At 31.0% G+C, this 21,361-nt stretch carries 19 protein-coding genes (1 of these 19 running past the window's edge); 17 read left to right on the forward strand and 2 right to left on the reverse strand.

All coding sequences use genetic code 11. The annotated features are described in order from the left end of the window. Positions 1–108: 108 nt before the first annotated feature. From F3K33_RS09590 to F3K33_RS09645, 12 genes are all read left to right on the forward strand, one after another. Positions 109–1,386: an FAD-dependent oxidoreductase gene (locus tag F3K33_RS09590; protein WP_039770414.1), complete on the forward strand. Its 1,278-nt coding sequence runs from the start codon at positions 109–111 to the stop codon at positions 1,384–1,386. Positions 1,387–1,663: 277 nt separating this feature from the next. Then, on the forward strand, positions 1,664–2,023 hold the full coding sequence (locus tag F3K33_RS09595; RefSeq protein WP_039770417.1) for a hypothetical protein: 360 nt from the start codon (positions 1,664–1,666) through the stop codon (positions 2,021–2,023). Positions 2,024–2,299: 276 nt separating this feature from the next. Continuing rightward, the gene (locus tag F3K33_RS09600; RefSeq protein ID WP_039772924.1) at positions 2,300–3,454 is read left to right on the forward strand and encodes a PucR family transcriptional regulator; all 1,155 of its coding nucleotides are present in this window, start codon (positions 2,300–2,302) and stop codon (positions 3,452–3,454) included. 225 nt (positions 3,455–3,679) lie between these two features. Then, positions 3,680–5,005 carry an aminotransferase class III-fold pyridoxal phosphate-dependent enzyme gene (locus F3K33_RS09605; protein ID WP_039772922.1) on the forward strand — a complete coding sequence of 442 codons (1,326 nt, stop codon included), beginning with the start codon at positions 3,680–3,682 and terminating at the stop codon, positions 5,003–5,005. Between the two features lie 13 nt (positions 5,006–5,018). Next, on the forward strand, positions 5,019–6,170 hold the full coding sequence (locus F3K33_RS09610) for an iron-containing alcohol dehydrogenase (RefSeq protein WP_039772920.1): 1,152 nt from the start codon (positions 5,019–5,021) through the stop codon (positions 6,168–6,170). 72 nt (positions 6,171–6,242) lie between these two features. Next, positions 6,243–7,076: an ABC transporter ATP-binding protein gene (locus tag F3K33_RS09615; RefSeq protein ID WP_023975841.1), complete on the forward strand. Its 834-nt coding sequence runs from the start codon at positions 6,243–6,245 to the stop codon at positions 7,074–7,076. Positions 7,077–7,078: 2 nt separating this feature from the next. Further along, a complete protein-coding gene (locus tag F3K33_RS09620; protein WP_012058170.1) occupies positions 7,079–7,855 on the forward strand; it encodes an ABC transporter permease in 777 nt (258 codons plus the stop codon). A gap of 12 nt (positions 7,856–7,867) precedes the next feature. After that, on the forward strand, positions 7,868–8,635 hold the full coding sequence (locus tag F3K33_RS09625; protein ID WP_039772918.1) for an ABC transporter permease: 768 nt from the start codon (positions 7,868–7,870) through the stop codon (positions 8,633–8,635). 155 nt (positions 8,636–8,790) lie between these two features. Continuing rightward, positions 8,791–9,852, forward strand: coding sequence for an ABC transporter substrate-binding protein (locus tag F3K33_RS09630; RefSeq protein WP_012058172.1), 1,062 nt, complete (start codon positions 8,791–8,793; stop codon positions 9,850–9,852). A gap of 240 nt (positions 9,853–10,092) precedes the next feature. After that, entirely contained in the window at positions 10,093–11,460 is a 1,368-nt protein-coding gene (gene hydA, locus F3K33_RS09635; protein WP_039772916.1) for a dihydropyrimidinase, read from the forward strand. 143 nt (positions 11,461–11,603) lie between these two features. Then, the gene (gene preA, locus F3K33_RS09640) at positions 11,604–13,103 is read left to right on the forward strand and encodes an NAD-dependent dihydropyrimidine dehydrogenase subunit PreA (protein ID WP_039772914.1); all 1,500 of its coding nucleotides are present in this window, start codon (positions 11,604–11,606) and stop codon (positions 13,101–13,103) included. Between the two features lie 32 nt (positions 13,104–13,135). Next, entirely contained in the window at positions 13,136–14,356 is a 1,221-nt protein-coding gene (locus tag F3K33_RS09645) for a Zn-dependent hydrolase (protein WP_039772911.1), read from the forward strand. 109 nt (positions 14,357–14,465) lie between these two features. On the opposite strand, the gene F3K33_RS09650 is transcribed toward F3K33_RS09645, so the two are convergent. After that, the gene (locus F3K33_RS09650; protein WP_012058176.1) at positions 14,466–14,900 is read right to left on the reverse strand and encodes a CBS domain-containing protein; all 435 of its coding nucleotides are present in this window, start codon (positions 14,898–14,900) and stop codon (positions 14,466–14,468) included. A 286-nt stretch (positions 14,901–15,186) separates the two neighbouring features. On the opposite strand from F3K33_RS09650, the gene F3K33_RS09655 reads away from it, so the two are divergent. Further along, entirely contained in the window at positions 15,187–16,143 is a 957-nt protein-coding gene (locus tag F3K33_RS09655; RefSeq protein WP_039772909.1) for an NAD(P)-dependent oxidoreductase, read from the forward strand. Between the two features lie 156 nt (positions 16,144–16,299). Here F3K33_RS09655 and F3K33_RS09660 read toward each other — a convergent pair whose 3' ends face one another. Continuing rightward, positions 16,300–17,124 carry an MBL fold metallo-hydrolase gene (locus F3K33_RS09660; protein ID WP_039772907.1) on the reverse strand — a complete coding sequence of 275 codons (825 nt, stop codon included), beginning with the start codon at positions 17,122–17,124 and terminating at the stop codon, positions 16,300–16,302. Between the two features lie 153 nt (positions 17,125–17,277). On the opposite strand from F3K33_RS09660, the gene F3K33_RS09665 reads away from it, so the two are divergent. From F3K33_RS09665 to F3K33_RS09680, 4 genes are all read left to right on the forward strand, one after another. Next, entirely contained in the window at positions 17,278–17,841 is a 564-nt protein-coding gene (locus F3K33_RS09665; RefSeq protein ID WP_023975848.1) for a GNAT family N-acetyltransferase, read from the forward strand. 490 nt (positions 17,842–18,331) lie between these two features. Next, a complete protein-coding gene (locus tag F3K33_RS09670; RefSeq protein ID WP_023975849.1) occupies positions 18,332–18,979 on the forward strand; it encodes a Fe-only nitrogenase accessory AnfO family protein in 648 nt (215 codons plus the stop codon). 45 nt (positions 18,980–19,024) lie between these two features. Further along, positions 19,025–20,590, forward strand: coding sequence for a hypothetical protein (locus F3K33_RS09675; RefSeq protein WP_039772905.1), 1,566 nt, complete (start codon positions 19,025–19,027; stop codon positions 20,588–20,590). Between the two features lie 221 nt (positions 20,591–20,811). Beyond that, positions 20,812–21,361 carry the beginning of a PrsW family glutamic-type intramembrane protease gene (locus F3K33_RS09680; protein ID WP_039772904.1) on the forward strand. It continues 554 nt past the right edge of the window, so 550 of the gene's 1,104 nt are visible here — the first part of the coding sequence; it begins with the start codon at positions 20,812–20,814; its stop codon lies beyond the right edge, outside the window.

Raw genomic sequence — 21,361 nt, forward strand, 5'->3', positions numbered from 1 at the left:
GGTGGTGATAAATTTTTAGAGAATTTGATCAGTAAACATGATAAGACTCAACTTAGACAAAAAATTGAATACAATATATAACAGATAACTATTTTAAAGGAGAATAAAATGAAGGTTATAATTATAGGTGGAGGATGGGCAGGGTGCTGTGCCGCATTAGAAGCAGTAAAATTAGGTGCAGAAGTTGAGTTATATGAGAGAACTGATTTGCTACTTGGAGTAGGAAATGTTGGTGGAATAATGAGGAATAATGGAAGATATACTGCTGCAGAAGAGCTGATAAATCTTGGTGCAGGTGATTTCATAAGAATTATGGATTCAATAGCAATTCATAAGAATATAGATTTCCCAGAGCACAAACATGCATGGCTATGTGATATAGGTAAAGCTGAACCCATTGTTCGAAGATATTTAATAGAATGTGGAGTTAAAATATTTTTGCAAAGTAGAATAACAGATGTAAATATGGAAGGCAATAAAATAAAATCATTGGTATTATTTAATAAAGATATTATAACTGGAGATGTATTTGTAGAAACTACAGGCTCAACAGGATCAATGCCTAATTGTGTGAAGTATGGAAATGGATGCGTCATGTGTACATTAAGATGTCCTAGCTTTGGTGCAAGAGTTAGTATAAGCAGTAGAGCAGGAGTAAATGACTTAGTAGGAGAAAGAACAAATGGAATGAAGGGTGCAATGAGCGGATCTTGTGAATTTCCTAGAGAATCTTTATCAAAAGACATAATAAAAGAATTAGAGAAAAATGGAGTTGTAGTTATTCCTATACCTAAGGAAGATGTACATTTAGAAAAGTTAGAACAAAAGGTATGCCAACAATATGCTACCTTAGAATTTGCGGAGAATATTATATTATTAGATACGGGGCGCGTAAAGCTTATGACGTCTCACTATCCATTGGACAAGTTAAGGAAAATCAAAGGATTAGAAAATGTAGTTTATATAGATCCACTGGTTGGAAGTAATGGTAATTCAATTAGATATTTATGTGCTGCGCCTAGAAATAATTCAATGCAAGTAAATGGCGTTGAAAATTTATTTTGTGGAGGTGAAAAAAGTGGATTCTTTGTAGGTCATACTGAGGCTATGACTACAGGGACTTTAGCAGGTTATAATGCAGTTCAATATTTGGAGAAAAAGCCTTTATTAGAATTGCCAAGAGAGCTTGCTACAGGTGATATTATTGCATATGCAAATGACAAAGTTAAGGAAGGAAAAATGAGTGAAAGATATACATTTTCAGGAGCAGAATATTTTGAAAGGATGAAAGATTTAGGATTGTATAGCATAGATAATGATGAAATAAGATCAAGAGTTAAAAAACTAAATTTAACAAATATATTTTCAAAGCAATGTAAAAACTAAGTTTCTATAATTAAAAATATTAAATTTTGGGGAGCCTTTATTAGCTTCCCAATAATTATGAATGAAAATAAGAATATAAATTCTATGAATTCATGTTATAATAAATATAAAATATGGTAATGTACATAAATATTTATTTTTAAGGAATAATAACGCAATGTTAAGTAAAAATAAATAAGTAATTATTAATAATAATTACGTCCTAAATAAAGAGAGATAACTTATTTAATTAAAACGTTATATCCAATTGGTTTAATACATTGTTATGGAGGATATTATGAAAAGTGTAGAAAAAGGAAAAAAACTATTTTTATCCATGGTGATAGCAATATTAGCTGTAAGTATAGTTACAACTGCAGTTAGCTATTTTATGCAAGGAAACATAGGAATAATTTCAGGACTAACTAGGACTGTAGTAGAAGCTATTCTCTTATATTTTATATTTAAAGGAAAAGCATGGGCTAAGATTATAATGATAATTTTGCTTATAATTGTCATTCTAGCGGCAGTTGCAGCAATTATGATTTCGCCTAATATAATGATTACTATGTTAATGATAGTGTATATCTTTAGCGTATATATTATAGGAATATCGCCAAGTGTTAAAGAATATTTAAAGTCAAGTAATAATAAGTAAAGCAACAAAATAAAGAGGTATTTTGATTTTTATCAAAGTGCCTCTTTATTTATTGCTTTAAGTAATATGGGTAGAATTTTTTTATGCAGAATACATCCTAATTATTTTATAGTAAATAGTACTAATTGTAAAACCAACTTAACTTTATTAAGTTTCTGTTTATAAATAAATAATATAAATAAGTTTTTGTATTATTTAATAAAATTTAATTAAAATAAAATTATGATATAATAGGCATAAAACTCTTATAGTTTTATATAAAATTGGGGTGATAATATGTCAATTACTGTAGGGAAATTATTTGGAAATGGGGCCGTTTTGTATCAAATGAAACTGCTAGCAGGACAGAAAGGCCTTAATAATCTAGTGGAATGGGTACATATTATTGAAAATGATGAGGTGAGTGAATTTCTTCATGGAAATGAAGTTGTCCTTACATCAGGCATTCTAAATGATGGCGATGGATGGTTGTTAGAATATACAAAAAAGCTATATGCTGCTCGGGCAAGCGCTTTTGTTGTAAATATTGGGCCATACACCAAGTCAATACCTAACGATGTTATAGAATATTGTGACCGAATAAAAATGCCTCTTTATACTATTCCATGGGAAACAAGAATGGTAGATTTAACACGGAATATATGTTATCGAATAATGCAAAGTGAGCAAGTAGAAATAAGTATAGCAAGTACGATTAAGAATATTATATTTAAAACAGGTGATATAGAAACATTAATTTTACAGATGGAGAGATATGGATATTTGAGAGACAGTCATTTTTGCTTTATAGTCATGTCCTTTGAACACAAAGAAGACAATCAATTAGAATTTGATATGAATAAAATTAAAATGTATTCAGAAAGATTAGCTAGAAGTATTCATGAATTATATATTTCATTTTCATATAAAGATTCTTGGGTTCTGGCTCTTGTGAATTATGGAAATTACGATGTCACTAATTTTGTTGATACTTTTTTTAAGAATTGGAATGAACCTTCATGGAAGGTTCATATGGGAATAAGTGAAAATAAAGCAGGTATTAAAATGCAGGCGGAGAATTTTAATAATGCTTTCACAGCAATGACGATGGCCCAAAAACAAGGCAAAGAAATGGTGTTTTATGATAAATTAGATATTCATAAATTGCTTTTAAATGCTAAGGATAAAGAGGTGCTTAAAGAATATTACAATGATACTCTAGGTAAGTTAGAAAAATATGATAAGGAAAATAATACTGATTTAATGAGCTTCTTATATATGTTTTTACAGAACAACGGTAGTCAAAGTCTTGTTGCTGAAAAACAATATATTCATAGGAATACAGTAAATAATCAGCTTAAAAAGATTGAAAAGATTACTGGATATAATCCATCAAATTTAGAAGAAAAACTACGATTTTATTTAGGTTTTTTTGTGAAGGATGTTATGTAGGCAACTTGGGACTTGTTATTTATATTAATGTGCCTAAATGTGCAGTTGCACAAATAAACTTAGTCACTTATTCATTGATATAACAGTTTTACTAGTATATAATAAAAACAACTTAAAGAAAAAACGAATTTAATAGAGATAACAGCAACGGAGCTTGTTCACTTGAATAAGTTCCGTTTTTTTATTTGAGGAAAATATTAAATGTATATAGGGGAGTGTATAAAGATGAATGGTGAAGAAATTAGGAGTACTTTAAAAGAATATAATTTACAATCATGGAGCAAACAAAGAAATTTAAATCCTATTTCAGTTGAAAAAGCTGATGGTATTTACTTTTGGGATTATGATGGAAATAGATATTCAGATATGTCGTCACAACTTGTTAATATGAATTTAGGTTTTGGAAATAAAGCGATTGGAGATGCAATAAAAGAACAAGTAGATAAATATTGTTTTGTAGGGCCATCTTATGGAGCCGAATCTAGAGCCAAGCTTGCAAAGAAGATCATTGAATTAATGCCTGATAATATGGGGAAGGTATTTTTTACAAATGCAGGTGCAGAATCAAATGAGAATGCTGTAAAGATAGCAAGAATGTTTACAGGTAAGACAAAGGTGTTCAGCCGTTATAGAAGTTATCACGGATCTTCGTTTGGTGCTGGTAATTTAACAGGTGAACCTAGAAGATATCAATTAGAACCTGGTATTCCAGGATTCGTAAAATTCTTTGATCCATATATTTATAGAGAACCAATAGAATTCGAATCAGAAGAAGCCGCAACAAAATATTACTTGGCCAAGCTAAGAGAACAAATAATTTATGAAGGACCTGATAGCGTAGCTGCAATAGTTTTAGAGACTATAACAGGTTCAAATGGAGTTATCATTCCGCCAAGAGGATATCTTCCAGGAGTTAGAGCTTTATGTGATGAATTTAAAATCTTAATGATTTGTGATGAAGTTATGACAGGCTGGGGCAGAACAGGTAGAATGTTTGGTTTTGAGAATTTTGATGTAAAACCAGATATAGTAACTTTTGCAAAAGGTGTTACTTGTGGATATGTTCAACTTGGTGGAGTTGTAGTAAGTAAAGAAATAGCAGCTTACTTTGATGATAATTTATTATCTTGCGGACTAACTTATAGTGGACATCCCCTAGCTTGTGCAGCAGGTGTAGCGTGTATAAACTATTATGAAGAAGCAGGTATATTAAAAAATGTTAACGAAGTAGGTAGTGTACTTGGTGAAAAACTAGAAGAGATGAAAGCTTCTCACCCATCAGTTGGAGATGTGAGATATATTGGATTATTTTCAGCAGTAGAATTAGTAAAGGATAAAGGAAGCAAGGAACCCTTAGTACCATATGGAAAGGATCCGGAAGGAGTTATGGGGAAAATTCTAGGATTATTAAAGGAAAGAAAGTTTATGACATATACTCATGAGAACATGATACTTGTTGCTCCTCCATTAATAATTACAAAGGAGCAGTTAGAAGAGGAACTAGCTAAATTAGACGAAGTACTTGGAATTGTAGACAAACAATTTATCTAGATGAGGTGAGAAAATGGCATATGAATTTAGTTTACCAGGACGTACGATTATTGGAGATAATGCATTAGAATCAAGTGAAAATTTGATAAAATCCTTTGGAAAAAAAGCATTTATTGTATCTGGAAAAAATGTAACTAGAATTGGAACAGTTAAAGTTTTGACAGACTGTTTAAATAACTTAGGAATTGAATATGAAATTTTCAATGATATCATTGGAGAGCCTACCGATATAATGATTGAAAGTGGCGTAAAAGTTTATAAAAATGCTGAATGTGATTTCTGTATTGCCATCGGAGGAGGGAGTTCATTAGATAGCGGTAAAGCAATTGCTGCTATGACAAAATTAGAAGGTTCAATATCTGATTACATGGGAAAAACAATTGAAGGAGATTTTCCACCATTGGTTTTGATTCCAACTACAGCAGGGACAGGTTCAGAAGCTACCAAATTTACGGTTATTACAGATTCAAAGAGGAATATAAAAATGCTTCTAAAGGGAGAAGCATTACTACCTGATTTGGCAGTGATTGATTCCAAATTCTCAATGACATCACCTAAAAGCGTAACAGCGGCAACAGGAATGGATGCCCTAACTCATGCGGTAGAAGCTTATACATCAAGAAAAGCAAATTCCTTAACAGATACCTTCGCATTATCTGCAATCAAAAGAATTTTTGAGTTTTTACCATTGGTTTATAAAGATGGTGAAAATAAAAAGGCTAGAGAAGAAATGGCTATTGCTGCATATGAAGCTGGCGTATGTATAAATAATTCTTCAGTTACCTTGGTACATGGCATGAGCAGACCAATTGGAGCTAATTTTCATGTTGCTCACGGAATTTCAAATGCTATGCTTATAAAGGAATGCTTATCTTATGTTTTAGATGGAAGCTATGAACGTTTTGGTGCAATAGGTAGAGCAATTAATGCAACAAATGATAAGAAAAGTGATAAGGAAGCAGCAGAAGCTTTTCTAGAAAAATTAACAGAGTTATGTAACATATGTGAAATACCAAATTTAAAAGAGTATGGAATTAATAAAGAAGAATTCAATAAAGTCGTAGATAAGATGGCGCAAGATGCTATGAACAGTGGAAGTCCGTCAAATACTATAAAAGAAGTTAAAAAGGAAGACTTATTAATTATATACAGTAAGTTATGGTGAATATGAAGTGATTGCAACGGTGCAAAACAAATAGTTTTGTACCGTTTTTTGTTTAAAAGGAGGCGTAAATCAATGAGTATGTTAAATGAAATAGATACAGAATTTGAAAGCAGAAATGCTTTTAGAAAGAAAGAAGAAAAAGTAGAAATTAAAATTGAAGATTTAAGTATGGTTTACCAAGATAAGAATGGTGGAGAACCAGTAACAGCGCTTAAGAATGTTAATTTAGAAATCAAAGAAGGAGAATTTATTTCATTACTAGGTCCTTCTGGTTGTGGAAAGACAACATTACTTCGTATTATAGCTGATCTATTGCAACCTTCTTCAGGAAAAGTGATAGTACGAGGACAAAGCCCAAGAGAAATAAGACTTCAAAAGAAATATGGCATAGTATTTCAGAATCCAGTTCTATACGATTGGAGAACAGTAAGAAGAAATGTTTGTATGCCAATGGAGCTTCTAGGAATGAAGAAGCAGGATCGTACTTCAAGAGTTACGGAAATGCTTGATCTAGTTGGACTTACTAACTTTGGTACGCATTATCCTTATGAATTAAGTGGAGGGATGCAGCAAAGGGTTGGTATAGCAAGAGCATTAGCCATTAATCCGGAAATACTTCTTATGGATGAACCATTCTCAGCTTTAGATGAATTTACACGTGAAAAGCTTCATGAAGATCTTTTAGAAATATGGACAAAGACCAAAAAGACAGTAGTTTTTGTAACCCATAATATTTCAGAAGCAGTATTTTTATCGGATAAAGTTGTGGTTTTATCTCCACATCCAGGACGTGTTTCTGCTGTGATTGATATTGACATACCAAGACCAAGAAATATGGAGTCAAAACAGTCAAAACAATTTTATGATTATATAACCAAAATAAGAAATAGCTTTGAGGGGGTATGATTATGATTAGCAGGAAAGAGAAATATAAAGTTAATCTAGTTTGGGCTATAGGAATTTTTATAGCTTGGGAATTAGTAGCTTTCTTTCTAGAACAAGTGATGCATGATCCAATGGCTGGAGCAAAACTGCCTTATCCACATAGTGTCATCATATCAATAGCAGAAAATTTCACTGATTTAATGAGCGCAGCTGGACTTACTTTTTCAAGAGCTGTATTTGGGTTTGCACTTGGAGCTGCAATAGGATTTGTTTTAGCAATAATTATGAGTTTATCGAAAATAGCAGAAAAAATATCATTACCTTATTTAATAATATCACAAATGATACCTGTACTCGGGTTAGCTCCTATAATCTTTACTTTAGTCAGGGATATGAATACTTCTAGGATAGTAATTGCAGCATATATCACATTTTTCCCAGTTTCAGTAAATATGCTTAGCGGATTAAATAGTGTAGAAAGCGATAAAAAAGAATTGCTATACTCATATGCTGCAAAAAAGAAAAGCATATATTATAAGCTTATGATTCCATATTCAATGCCATATTTATTTGCTGGTTTAAAAATAGCGGCACCAATGTCAATAACAGCATCTATATTAGTTGACATGTTAGGTTCAAGTGGCGGAATTGGAGTGAAACTTTTATACTCGTTATACTCAGGAACAAAAGATGTATTCTGGGGATCAGTAGTTACCAGCGCTTTAATGGGGATTTTGAGTTATTTTATAGTAATACTATTCGAAAAAATTTGTATGCCTTGGAGAAAACAGACTACATAGGGAGGTAATTTTATGAATGAAAAAATTAAAAATGTCTTATGGCCTTTAGGTTTTGGAATATTAATGATAATCGCATGGCAAGTTGGTATCATTCATGCTGCATTGGGTTTTAAGCCATTTCAATTACCAGTACCATCACAAATTATAAAAACTTTAAGTGATAATTTTTCTAAAGCCCTAACTGACACAATGATTACAGTTTCTGGAGCATTGGTAGGACTTGCTTTAGGATGCATAATTGGGTTTATTGTTGCAGTTATAGCTACGCAGTTTCCAAAGTGGGGATATACAGGACTTAGTGTAATAGCTGCATTTAATGCAATTCCAATTGTTGCATTATCTCCTATTATGAATCGTTGGTTTACAAGTGGTTTTGCACAAAAAGTTGGTGTTGTAACGGTTGTATGTATGGCAGCTATGGCAATTAATTCCTATAGGGGAGTAAATGATTTAAAACCATTTGCAAAAGATTTATTAGAGTCATATGCAGCACCAGAAAAAATTATATTTTTCAAGCTTCGTTTACCTAATTGTCTTCCGAGTGTTTTAACTGCATTAAAAATTAATGTGGCAGCAGCAATAATGGCGGCTATGATAAGTGAATACTTTGCAGCATCAACTTCAGGTATTGGTTTTGGAATTAAAGATAATTTAAGAAAAGGAATGATGGCCATGGGGTGGTCCTATATAGTAATGGCAGCATTAGTTGGGATTGTTTTATACTTAATTATTTTATTAATAGAACGTAGAACCATAAAATGGCATGCGTCACAAAGATAATACCAACTTTAAAATAGAAAAGTTTAGTTCAACCTAATATACTATTTGCTTTATAAGTAAAATTGAAAGTCACCGATATCTCTTAGAACTTCAAGAGAACACACAGATGGCATGTATAAGATAAATAATATTTATTTAATAAGGAGGAATTTATTATGAAAAAGAAGTTATTAGCTTTAGGGTTAGCTGTATTAATGATGGGGACGATGCTTATAGGATGTGGATCAAAAACATCAGAAACAACAGCGAAAGATGCAACTAAATCAGAGGATACTACAAAGAAGGATGGGGAGTTAGAAAAAGTAACACTTCAATTAAAATGGCTTCCGCAATCACAATTTATGGGATATTACGTAGCAGCAGCAAAAGGGTACTATAAAGATGAAGGAATAGATATTCAAATTCTTCCAGGAGGAAGTGACATTATTCCAGAACAAAATGTTTATAATGGTGTAGCCAATATAGGGGTAACTTGGGTTTCAAGTTTAATGACTTACCAAGCTCAAGGGTATGATTTACAAGAAATCGCTCAAGTATTTCAAAAATCAGGTATGTTATTAGTATCTAAAAAAGAAAAAGGTATTAATTCGCCAAAAGATCTAGCTGGTAAGAAAGTAGGTAACTGGTTTGGTGGCAATGAATATGAACTTCTTGCACTACTTTCAAAATACAATTTAGATAAAGAAAAAGACCTAAAACTTGTACAACAAGACTTTACAATGGATCAATTAAAAGAAGGATCAGTTGATGCAGCATCAGCGATGACTTATAACGAATTTGGTTTATTACTTGAAGGCGGCATGAAGAAAGAGGATTTAAATGTGATTGATATGAACAATGAAAGTGTTGCAATGATGGAAGATTGTTTATTTGTAAACTCTGAATGGGCAGGTAAGAATAAAGATTTATTAGTTCGTTTCTTAAAGGCATCTATAAAGGGGTGGAAAGATGCAGTCCAAGATCCTGAAGCAGCAGGAAAAACAGTTTATGATGTAGATAAATCAGTTTCATTAGATCACCAAGTTTATATGGCGAAAGAAGTTGCTAAACTTGTAGCACCTCAAGGATTTGATACTTCAAAAATTGGACAAATAGATATGAATGCAATTAAGCAAACAGGGGATTTCTTAAAACTTTATAATAAAGATTTAGCTAAAACTCCAGTGGTAGATGATACAACATTCACTTCAAAGTATTGGGAAGAAGCAACAAAATAATATGATAAAAATTGATTCATGTGTGGTTAAATCCACACAGAATCATCTTAAAATTTATATAACAAAAATTTTAATTTAAGAAAGTAATTTATCGCAAAAGAACTAATTTATTAAAAATACAAATATATTAGGAAGCCTAAATCAAAAGTACAACAAAAAGCAGAAGCATTAAAGAGAAAATTATTAACTAAATTAGTTATTTAGATATTAAGGATATATATAAATGGAAGGAGAATACTTATGGATTTAATTATTAAGAATGGAACTATTGTAACACCATTAGAATCTTATGTAGCTGACCTTGCTGTAAAAGGTGGAAAGATTGTAGCGATTGGAACAGGTTTTTCAGAAGAAGGTGCAAGTGTTGTAGATGCTAAAGGTAAGTTAATATTACCAGGGGCTATAGACGCACATACTCATTTAGCTATGCCGTTTGGAGGTACTGTTTCAGCTGACAGCTATCTTGCCGGAACACGGGCAGCTGCTTGCGGAGGTGTTACAACAGTATTTGATTATCCAATGCAAAGAAAAGGCAACGGAATAATTGAAACCATTGAAACAAGAAAAGAAATGTGTGATACAGAGGCGTGCGTAGATTATGCATTTCATTGTATCATAACTGATTTAAATGAAGGAACTATCTTAGATGAATTTGAAGATGCGGTTGAATATGGAGTACCTAGTTTTAAATGTTTCTTAGTTTATAAAAAAGAGGGCATGATGGTAGATGATGCGACTTTAGTGAAAATACTATTGAAGGCTAAAGAAACTGGGGCGATGACAAACATCCATGCTGAAAATCCCGATTTGATTGATTTAAATATTGAAAACTTCTTAAAAGAAGGAAAAACTTCAGCATGGTATCACTACTTAAGCAGACCAGAATTTGTTGAAGCTGAGGCAGATAAAAGGGCAGTGCATTTAGCTAAATCCATAGGAGCCCCACTATATTTAGTTCATATGGCAGACAAGGAAGGATTAGAAACTGCTATTGAAGCCAAAAGAGAAGGTCATGATATATATGTTGAAACATGCCCACAATATTTGGAATTTACATGCGATGTTTATAAAAGAGAAGATGGCAGAAATTTTGTATGTTCACCACCAATGAAAGGGCAAGAAAGTCAAGATGCACTTTGGAAAGCTATTAAATCGGGAGATATTGATACTGTAGCTACAGACCACTGCCCATTCCAAAGCTATGAAAAGGACTGGGGGAAAGATGATTTTACGAAGATTCCAAATGGGTGTGCAGGCGTAGAAAATTTATATCCATATATGCTTTCAGCAGCAAATGAAGGAAAAATAACTTTTAATAGAGCTGTAGAATTATGTTCATTTAATCCAGCTAAAATATTTGGATGTACAGAAAAAGGTTCTCTAACAGTTGGAAAAGATGCAGACATTGTAATTTATGATCCAAATAAAGACTTCACAATTTCGGTAGAGAATATGCATTCAGATTATGATCATACAATTTGGGAAGGCAAAACTCTTCATGGATATCCAGTTCAAACCTATGTGCGTGGGAATTTAGTTTATGATAATGGTGAATTCGTTGGAAAAGCAGGATTTGGACAATTTGTGAAACGAGTAGGAAGAAAGTAAATAGGAACTTGGCTTAGGTGATATTTAGTGCCTGGACTGTAGTTCAAGTTATCTAGGATTATGATACTGTTATCTACAGATTAAGAATAATGAGAGTTATAGTGGCTAAACATCAGATAAGCGATAATTTAGGAGGAATGGAAATGAGTAGTTTATTTTATAAAGATATTTCAACAAATGAATATGTGTCAGGGTGTTTGTTGTGCGATGAAGCACCTTGTCGCAAAGCTTGTCCCCACTTCCTTGAAGTGGATACTATTATCCGTTCTTTAAGGTTTGAAAATAAGGCTGGGGCAGTAAATAAACTGCCCAATCTACTTCCTTGTGACACATGTGAAGAAAAGCCATGTAAGGAGGCTTGCTTAAAAGGAAAAATTAATAAATCAGTACCAATTGACAAAGTTATGAAAGCAATATCAACTGAATCTAGAGTTAAAGAAAATGAAGTTGATTTAGAAATAGACTTCTGTGGGGTGAAGTGTGAAAATCCATTTTTCCTTTCATCATCAGTAGTTGGAAGCAATTACGAAATGGTAGCTAAAGCATTTGAAATGGGCTGGGCAGGGGTAGCATTTAAGACTATTGGAATGTTTGTACCAAAGGAGGTTTCACCAAGGTTTACTGCTTTAAGTAAAGAAAGTGTTCCATTTGTTGGGTTCAAAAATATAGAGCAGATTTCGGATCACACATTGGAAGAGAATATAGGATTTTTAAAAAGATTGAAAAAAGACTATCCAAGCAAAATTATTGTTGCATCAATCATGGGGCAAAACGAAGAAGAATGGACTAAATTGGCCAAGCTAATGACAGAGGCAGGAGCAGACATTATTGAATGTAATTTCTCATGCCCGCATATGACAAGTAAAGGCGTAGGTTCAGATGTTGGACAAAATCCAGATTTGGTAGCACTATATACTAAAGCTACTAGAAAGGGAACAAATTTACCTATACTTGCAAAGATGACACCTAATATTGGAAATATGGAAATACCAGCAATGGCTGCAATGGAGGCAGGAGCAACAGGTATTGCAGCAATTAATACAATTAAGAGTATTATGAATCTAAACCTAGAAAACTTTGAATCGGAACCTAATGTTGAAGGTAAGACTAGTGTAGGAGGATACTCAGGAAAAGCAGTAAAACCAATTGCTTTACGCTTTATTCATGATATGAAAGCTTGTGAAGAACTAAAAGATGCGCCAATAAGTGGGATGGGTGGTATCGAAACATGGAAAGATGCAGCTGAATTTATGGCCTTAGGATGTGAAAATTTGCAAATAACAACGTCTGTAATGCAATATGGCTATAGAATTATCGATGATTTAATTAATGGAATGAAATTGTACTTAAGTTCACAAGGATATAAAAATATATCTGAAATTGTTGGTAGTGCTTTACCTAATATTGTGCCAACAGATAAACTTGATAGAGACAGTATTTGTTATCCAAGGTTTGATAGGCAAAAGTGCATAGGATGTGGACGATGTTACTTATCATGTTATGATGGTGGGCATCAAGCAATTAAGGTGGACATAAATACAAGAATGCCAATCTTGTTAGTAGATAAATGTGTAGGCTGTCAATTATGCAGTACTGTATGTCCTGTAAGGGCAGTAGAACCAGGAAAGAGAGTGAAAAAATAATTACTATACTAAATTTAAAGGGGGATATTCATATGTTAACTTGTAATAAAGAAAGGCTTCAAGACAAAATCACAACATTTAGTAAATTCGGAGATACAGGTAAAGGAGGAATCACAAGGTTGTCTTTATCACCTGCTGCTTTAGAAGCAAGAGAAGAATTTTGCAAAAGATGCAAAGCACTTGGTATGGAGATAAAAACCGACGATATGGCGAACATATATGCAACCATTCCAGGAGAGGAAAAGTTACCTGCTATTATGATGGGATCTCATGCTGATTCAGTTAAACAAGGTGGTAATTATGATGGTATTTTGGGAGTTCTTACTGGATTAGAAGTTGCAGAAACTATAGTAACTGAAAAAATAGCTCATAAACATCCAATCACAGTTGTTATATGGACTAATGAAGAAGGGGCACGCTTTGAACCAGCAATGATGTCATCGGGTGTTATTACAGGAAAATTTGATAAAGACGTTATGTTAGCATCTAAGGATACTGAAGGAGTTACATTTAAGGAAGCATTAGAAGCTAGTGGATATATGGGAAAAATAGAAAATCGAATGAATCCAGAAAAATACAGGGCACTAGTTGAATTACATGTTGAACAAGGACCTGTTTTAGAAGATGAAAAAATTGATATAGGAGTAGTTGAAGGTGTTTGCGGAATGATAAATTATGAATTTACATTTACAGGTCAAGCAGATCATGCTGGAACAACTCCAATGAAATATAGAAAAGATGCTCTATATGCGGCTGTAAAAACTATTCAATATCTTCATGATGAACTAGACAAGCTTGATAGTAAGCTAGTATATACAACAGGAAAGATTTCAGCTCATCCAAATATCCATACGGTAATTCCTGATTATGTTAAATTCACTTTGGATGCAAGGCATCAAGATCCAGAAGTAATTAATCAAGTTCTTGAAATAATTAAGGCTATTCCTAAAGTTGTTGAAAAATGTGAAGCAAGTTATGAAAAAGCTTGGTCAAGAAATACAGTTCATTTTTATTCTGAGTTTGTAGATTATGTTGAAAAAAATGCAAAAGAATTTGGATATTCAACAAAAAGAATGTATAGTGGTCCGGGACATGATGCACAATTTATTACAGATATCATTCCAACTACAATGATCTTTGTTCCAAGTGAAAAGGGGCACAGTCATTGCGAAAAAGAATTTACACCACTTGAAAACTGTTTAAAGGGTGCAAATGTTTTGTTGAAGACAATATTAGATATTGATAATAATTAATTTTTATAACATTAAATAAAAACAATTTCATGGTATAAACATCATGAAATTGTTTTTATATTTACAATTAAAAAAAGTATAATTGTACTATTTTTTACTGATATAACATTTATATATGATTGTTTGTTCCAGGTTCTGAAATATTTTTAAGAGCAACCTCAGCATTATCCTGTAGATTTGGTTCTTGTGAAATATCACCAAGAGAAACGATACCGATAACACTGTTATTTTCTACAATAGGTAATCTTCTTATTTGATGTCTGCTCATTAGTCTTACTGCATCATGAACATCCATATCAGGACTTCCTGTAACAGGATTTGAAGTCATATAATCACATATCTTTTGTTGGTCTGCACTTGCACCTGATGCTACACAATCCAAAGCAATATCTCTATCTGTAATCATTCCAACTAATTTGTTTGAGTTATCACAAACAGGTATTGCGCCCACGTCAAATTGTCTCATCATTTGAGCAGCTCTTTCAATAGAATCTTCTGAATTTAAACTCACTATATCTTTTGACATTACATCTTTTATTTGCATAATGATCACCTCCAAAAATATATTTCCCTATGAATATGTTTTTTATTATTAAAATTTTGTAGCTAATAAAAATTTGGATTGAATAGATTTATCGAAATACTTATGTTAATTCTTGAAATAAAAAACGCAGAAAAAACATCTATTTTTTAAGAGAGATGAAATATTATTAAATTTTAATTAATAGGATAAAGTTAACAGTGAAAATGTTATAATATTGTAGAGTAGTAATATTACTTAATAATACTTTCACTCTATAAGAAGTGAAAAAGGGAAGTAGGAGGATAAAATGAATAATATTGTGTTTCTTAATGCAAGCAGAATAAACTTTGATGGACAACTTGATTTTTCATCTCTAGATAATTTAGGTAAAGTGACTAAATATGAAGATAGCAGTAGTGATGAAATCTTAGAACGAGTAAGAGAACAAAATATTGTAATTACAAAGGAACTTACAATTAGCAAGGAGTTAATTGAAAAGTTTCCATCCAGTGTTAAATTAATTTGTGAGGCTGGTACTGGATATAATAATATTGACATTATAGCAGCAAGAGAAAAAGGTATATCTGTATGCAATGTACCAGGATATAGCAGCGAAGCGGTTGCACAACTAGTGATTACATTTATTCTAAATTTAAGTTCATCATTAGCGCAGCAACAAAGAATGATTGAAAATAAAAATTACAGTAATTTTACTAAATATCTTCAGGTTCCTCATATAGAAATACAAAATAAAACACTTGGAATTATAGGTGCTGGATCTATAGGAATGCAAGTCATGAATGTAGCTAAAGCATTGGGAATGAAAATACTTGTATACAGTAGAAGCTATAAAGATTTAGGAGATTCAAATATCAAATTTGTCAGCCTTGAAGAACTTTTAAAAGAAAGTGATTTTGTTACAATACATTGTCCACTTACAACAGAAACAAGGTATCTTATTGATAAGTCTAGATTAGATCTTATGAAATCGTCATCATTTATTATAAATACATCTAGAGGAGCCATTATAAAGGAAACTGATTTAATTGAAGCTTTGAATAATAAAAAGATTGCAGGTGCCGCACTTGACGTTCAAGATCCAGAACCTCCAGAATTAAATAATCCACTTTTTAACATGGAAAATGTCATTCTTACTCCACATATAGGTTGGAAATGTTTTGAGTCTAGGCAAAGGCTTATAAATTTATTAGCAAATAATATAGAAGCTTTTATTAAGAACGAACCTGTTAATATTATTGTTTAAAATTAAGTATCAAGTAATAAGGATATTTTTGAATTTACAATAGATTCACTAGGTCTTATATGACAAAAAATTATATCCCAGCAATTAGTTAATACTAATTGTTGGGATATATTCTAATTGTTTATCGCTATTTAGAAAATTAGTGAGGCCGTTTGCTCATTTATTTGCTTTACATATTTTAACCATCTCACCATGATCTCCAATCCAGCATTTAATTCCAGGATATTTTGCATTAAGATAATCATAGAACAATATAGGATTTTCGCTATTATCATCAAACATTTCATAGTGCCCGGGAACGACCAAATTAGGCTTAATAGCTCCAGCTAAATCAACTGCTTCTTGATAAGTTATATTTCCTATTAAATTTTCTCTATATCTTTTCGCATCGCGCCCATTGATAGGAAGAAACATAATGTCAAAGTTATCCCACTGCTTTAATTTTGAGAAGATACCATCATACATACATGTATCACCAGAATGGTATACAGTACATCCATTTCCCTCAATTGTATAGCCTAAGTATGGATAGAGACCAGACGGATCTTGATCTAAGAACTCATGAGCTGAAGGAATTGCGGATATTTTTAAATCTTTTTCTGAAATGGATAATCCATCATCCAGACCTATAAATCTATTTTTAGGTATTTTCAAGTCATCTGAAAGCTCAGTGATAAGAAGCTTTGGAACTACAAATTTTGCGTTGGGCGAACTAATAGATAATTGGTGCCATACATCTCGATCAATATGGTCAGGATGATCATGAGTGCCAATTATAAAATCTGCATTGACAATTTCCTCTGGCTTTAATAGTGGAGGAATATTTCTATTAGGCCAATCCGATAGAAACACATCTAAATAGATAGTAGTTTCAGCTATCTTAATAGCATATCCCAGCTGTCCAAGCCACCAGAACGCAACATCTCCATTTTCTAAAATACATTCATCAATATCTTTTATTAATTCAATTCCAGTTTTCATAATAACACCATCCTTTTTGAAATAATTATATATTACCACAAGTGGTTCATATTGTAATTATTTTTTTGAATAGTAAGAATTTGAGAATAGAAAAAATATGTTATAATTAGAGAAATAGTTTTGAGAAAATAAGATAATGATAGGATGAACGAAATGAATCTAAAAGAACTAAATAATGAAGATATTGAAATTATCTATAATGAACATATGATAAAAGATTTTCCGTATGGGGAATTAAAGCCTCTTGATGTAATACAGAAACTTAATAAAAGAAAAAATTACATATGTATAGGCTTGTATAATAATAATGAACTCCTAGCATACGCACTTTTAGCTTCATCAAAATCATATTTGTTAATTGATTACTATGCGGTATGCAAAGATCATAGAGATGAAGGAATTGGAAGTGAATTTTTAAATATACTACAGGAGCATTTTAGAAATTATGATGGAATTATAGTAGAAGTAGAGAGGGTAGAATGCGGACCTAATGAAAGTGAGAAAATTATTAGAAAAAGAAGAATTGACTTTTATAAAAGAAACGGGATGAGAATGACAAATATTTATTGTAAATTATTTGATATAGATTATTGCATTATGTGTTTATGTAATGTAGATCTTGAAGATCTGGCAATTTATACAGGATTAAAGGATATATATAAAGAAATAATTCCAGGAAGCTTATATTCAAAATATGTTGAATTAAGTTATGTATAGTTTAAATTCTTAAAATATAAAAGTTCTATTTTTACTACATTAAATAAGAGCAAAGGCTTATTGAAAAATATAATTTTAAAATATATAATAATGTTATTAAACAGCTACCCAAACCAAAGCTTTAAAAAAATAAAGATAAATTAATTCTTTCAAAATGGCTATGAAGTCTAATTTTTATACTAACAAAGTATATGAATTAGACTTTTTTTATTCTTTGAGAAAATTATATTCCAATAAAATTTGTGGATAACTTAAAAAAGTTGATTGATTAGTTCTTGTATTTTAAAAAGATTAAAAAAGAAATCTTATTCGCCTGCCAAATTTTTCTCACATGCGTTCGAAAAGGCAGATGCGTGAAAAAATCTCAGGCTCCACAGTCGCCTGCGATTTTGTTCTTTCTGTTAATTAAAAAGATTAAATGCTTTTGTAATTAAAATAAAATTTATTACAAAAGAATTTACAGAAATTAAGTATAAACATGGAGGTATTTATGGTTAATGAAATTGCAGTTTGTGTAAATGATTTTGGAGAGGTTACTGAATATGAGAAAACCAAATTTATTAAGGTTTTTACAAAGCAGAGAAATGAATGGAGAGTGGTTAAAGAATTAGTATTTGAATTCTGTTATACAAAGGATAGTAAAGAAAGTTACTTAGAAGTTTTAAATATTGTGCAAGAGCTAGGAAAATGCAAAGTTTTTGTTGCTAAGAATTTTTCAGATTTAGTTCATACTACATTGGATAAAATGGGATTGAGTTTGTGGAATATGGATGGAAATCCAATATGTTTTTTGGATTATATATTAGAACAAGAAAAAGAGGAAGAGAAAGTAAGTAAATTTATAAATCATTCAGATATAAGTAATGATGGGCAATTTATTATCTCATTAGGTAATGGGGGATGTGGGCGTTATATATTAAATCTTAAGAATTTGCAGAAGGATAATATAGGTATTACGTCTAAGCAAGCTTTGAAGCCATTTCTAAATAGAAAAATTTTTAATGAGCTAATAATAGCCTGCAGTCATATTCCAAATTGGTTAGAGGAAGATTTAACAAAATTGAATCTTAAATTTCAGTTTTCAAAGATTGGAGAAAGTGATTATATTGTTGTAATAAATAATTATGATGGGTATTAGGATTTAGATTCTAGATTCAGTATTAAATGCAAGGAGGAAAAAATAGTGGATATTGAAGTGCGTAATAATAGAAAGATAAATGTAAGTTCTTTTTCAAAAATTATTGCTGAACATTTAAATATTGATAGTAACATTATAAGAAATTATATATTTGCTAATATAAGTATAAGTCTAACGAGAAGCAAAGAAATGAAAAAAGATATTGATAAAATATATTATGAGGATAGACTGAAATATTATAATGCGGCTATAAATGACACTTGTATAAATTATACTACTATAAAGCAAGCAAATATTGAACAAGAAATATATTCACGTAGGATTGTTGGGGTACTTATAGAAGGGGAAACGGATAGTATGCTAAGAAGCAAAATTATTAAAGTTCTTAGAAAGTATTATCCAATTATATATAATGCTGTAAAGAAGCATGATAAGAAAACATTGAAAAATAGGTACATGAAAATGGATTTAATAACTAGAAATATAGAAGCAAAATTTGATGCGGCAGTATATCTATATTTTGCTATTTATATTTCACCAGAAATAGTAGATCAAGGGTTCGTAATTTCTATTCTAAACGATATTGAGGAGTTTGAATCTAAAAATTTTATAAATCAAAATATTGATATGGAGTTTGATAATTATAAGAATAGAATAAAAGAAGTTAGGTTGCTAATAAAGCGAAAGTTTGGGAAGATATATAATTTTAAAGATATCTTGAGAAATAATAATGAAGATGTTAGAAAGTTAGGCGAAATTTTAGAAGATTTGTTTATAATGAATGGGATTAATATAGAGAGTATGTTTGAAGACTCGCAATTTATTTGTATTGAGAAAATTATACTGCCTTATGTGAGGATAGTAAAAAATGAAGACTCAGACATAATTTTATTTTCTATTATTAGTGGAATATTTATGCAATCACTTATTAATGAGTATAAGAAGGCAAGAAACTTATATTTTAATAATATGGAGGAGTCAAGTAGCTATAAATTAAGCATATTAGAGGAGCAGATGATTGAAGTTAAAAAAGAAAACATTAGCTTAAAAAATAAACTTGATTATTTTAACAAGGAAAAGTTAATGTATGAAAAGAGATTGAAGTCTGAATTAAGCAAGCTAGATAGCATATATAAATTAGAAATAAAGAAGAAGGAAGATCAAATTAGAATTCTTGAGAACAAATTAAATGAAGAAAAGATTTTAAAATTGGATTTAGAATATTTAAAAGAATATGAGTTTAATTCTGATACTAATCACAGAATTTCGGATTCTAACAAAAGATTAGAGAAATATACTATCATCAAAAAAATTATTATAATTGGCGGAGATAAGGAATGGAGAAGGCGATTTAGAATAAAATATCCAGAAATAAGAATGTTAAATGGTTTCAACGAAAACTTTGATATAAGAATTTTAAATACAGCTGATTACATATTTTTTTATACCCAATATATGAATCATTCGACGTTTCATAGAGCTATGGATTTTATTAAGCTTAATAAATGTAAATTTGGATATATAGGAAAGACGAATATAGATCTTGTAGAGGGAGAAATTATCGAAAAAATAATTACATGCGAAGGAAATAATGAAGAGTATATATACTAGAAATAATTAAATTTTTATGTAACAAAGAATTTATGGGTGAGTTATAAATTAATTCATAAAAAAATGAATTAATTAATTTATGATATTTAGCAAGTGTTAAAGGATGTAGAAATTATTTTTATACTTATTAGGGGATAGGTTGGGTATGTAATCAGAAAATTTGAATTACAAAAAAAATATTGGGAAAAATAATTAGAACCAGATTGAAGGAGGATAGATGTATGGAAAAAAACACTAAGGAATGTCCAAATTGCAAGAAAAAAACTGCTAATAATTCAAAGTCTTGTAGTTCATGCGGACTAAATCTTGATAGTGATGAAAATTATATAAGAGCTAAAGAAGAAACTAATAATGGAAATGATAGTTTTTTGAGCGAGTTAAACAAAATAGCGGGAGGAAGCGGGAAAGTAGAATTAAGATTAAGAGATCTAGTTGTTAATGTATTTAAAAAGCACACACCAGAAGAGAGAGAAAATACATTTATTTGTGGAACAGCAAAAACATCTCCTAAGGAAGGCGAGATATGTTCAAAATGGCCTAAGCCTTGGCTGTTTTCAAGAGTTTTTTTTCTATTTGCAATAACTTTTGCTGGATTAGTAGCGCTGTTAAAAATTTTCGAGAATATATTAGCTTATCCAGGAATTATATTTATAGGTGCTTTGATAATTCCGTTTTCATTACTTATTTTCTTTTGGGAGGTAAATGCTCCAAGAAATATTAATATATTTGATGTAGTAAAAATATTCTTTTTTGGAGGTGTTTTTTCTTTGT

Source organism: Clostridium beijerinckii (assembly GCF_008705175.1).
GTDB classification, from domain to species: Bacteria; Bacillota; Clostridia; order Clostridiales; family Clostridiaceae; genus Clostridium; species Clostridium beijerinckii.

Coding starts and splice junctions, on each gene's coding strand:
- F3K33_RS09590 (WP_039770414.1), top strand. CDS start 109: ATGAAGGTTATAATTATAGGTGGAGGATGGGCAGGGTGCTGTGCCGCA.
- F3K33_RS09595 (WP_039770417.1), top strand. CDS start 1,664: ATGAAAAGTGTAGAAAAAGGAAAAAAACTATTTTTATCCATGGTGATA.
- F3K33_RS09600 (WP_039772924.1), top strand. CDS start 2,300: ATGTCAATTACTGTAGGGAAATTATTTGGAAATGGGGCCGTTTTGTAT.
- F3K33_RS09605 (WP_039772922.1), top strand. CDS start 3,680: ATGAATGGTGAAGAAATTAGGAGTACTTTAAAAGAATATAATTTACAA.
- F3K33_RS09610 (WP_039772920.1), top strand. CDS start 5,019: ATGGCATATGAATTTAGTTTACCAGGACGTACGATTATTGGAGATAAT.
- F3K33_RS09615 (WP_023975841.1), top strand. CDS start 6,243: ATGAGTATGTTAAATGAAATAGATACAGAATTTGAAAGCAGAAATGCT.
- F3K33_RS09620 (WP_012058170.1), top strand. CDS start 7,079: ATGATTAGCAGGAAAGAGAAATATAAAGTTAATCTAGTTTGGGCTATA.
- F3K33_RS09625 (WP_039772918.1), top strand. CDS start 7,868: ATGAATGAAAAAATTAAAAATGTCTTATGGCCTTTAGGTTTTGGAATA.
- F3K33_RS09630 (WP_012058172.1), top strand. CDS start 8,791: ATGAAAAAGAAGTTATTAGCTTTAGGGTTAGCTGTATTAATGATGGGG.
- hydA (WP_039772916.1), top strand. CDS start 10,093: ATGGATTTAATTATTAAGAATGGAACTATTGTAACACCATTAGAATCT.
- preA (WP_039772914.1), top strand. CDS start 11,604: ATGAGTAGTTTATTTTATAAAGATATTTCAACAAATGAATATGTGTCA.
- F3K33_RS09645 (WP_039772911.1), top strand. CDS start 13,136: ATGTTAACTTGTAATAAAGAAAGGCTTCAAGACAAAATCACAACATTT.
- F3K33_RS09650 (WP_012058176.1), bottom strand. CDS start 14,900: ATGCAAATAAAAGATGTAATGTCAAAAGATATAGTGAGTTTAAATTCA.
- F3K33_RS09655 (WP_039772909.1), top strand. CDS start 15,187: ATGAATAATATTGTGTTTCTTAATGCAAGCAGAATAAACTTTGATGGA.
- F3K33_RS09660 (WP_039772907.1), bottom strand. CDS start 17,124: ATGAAAACTGGAATTGAATTAATAAAAGATATTGATGAATGTATTTTA.
- F3K33_RS09665 (WP_023975848.1), top strand. CDS start 17,278: ATGAATCTAAAAGAACTAAATAATGAAGATATTGAAATTATCTATAAT.
- F3K33_RS09670 (WP_023975849.1), top strand. CDS start 18,332: ATGGTTAATGAAATTGCAGTTTGTGTAAATGATTTTGGAGAGGTTACT.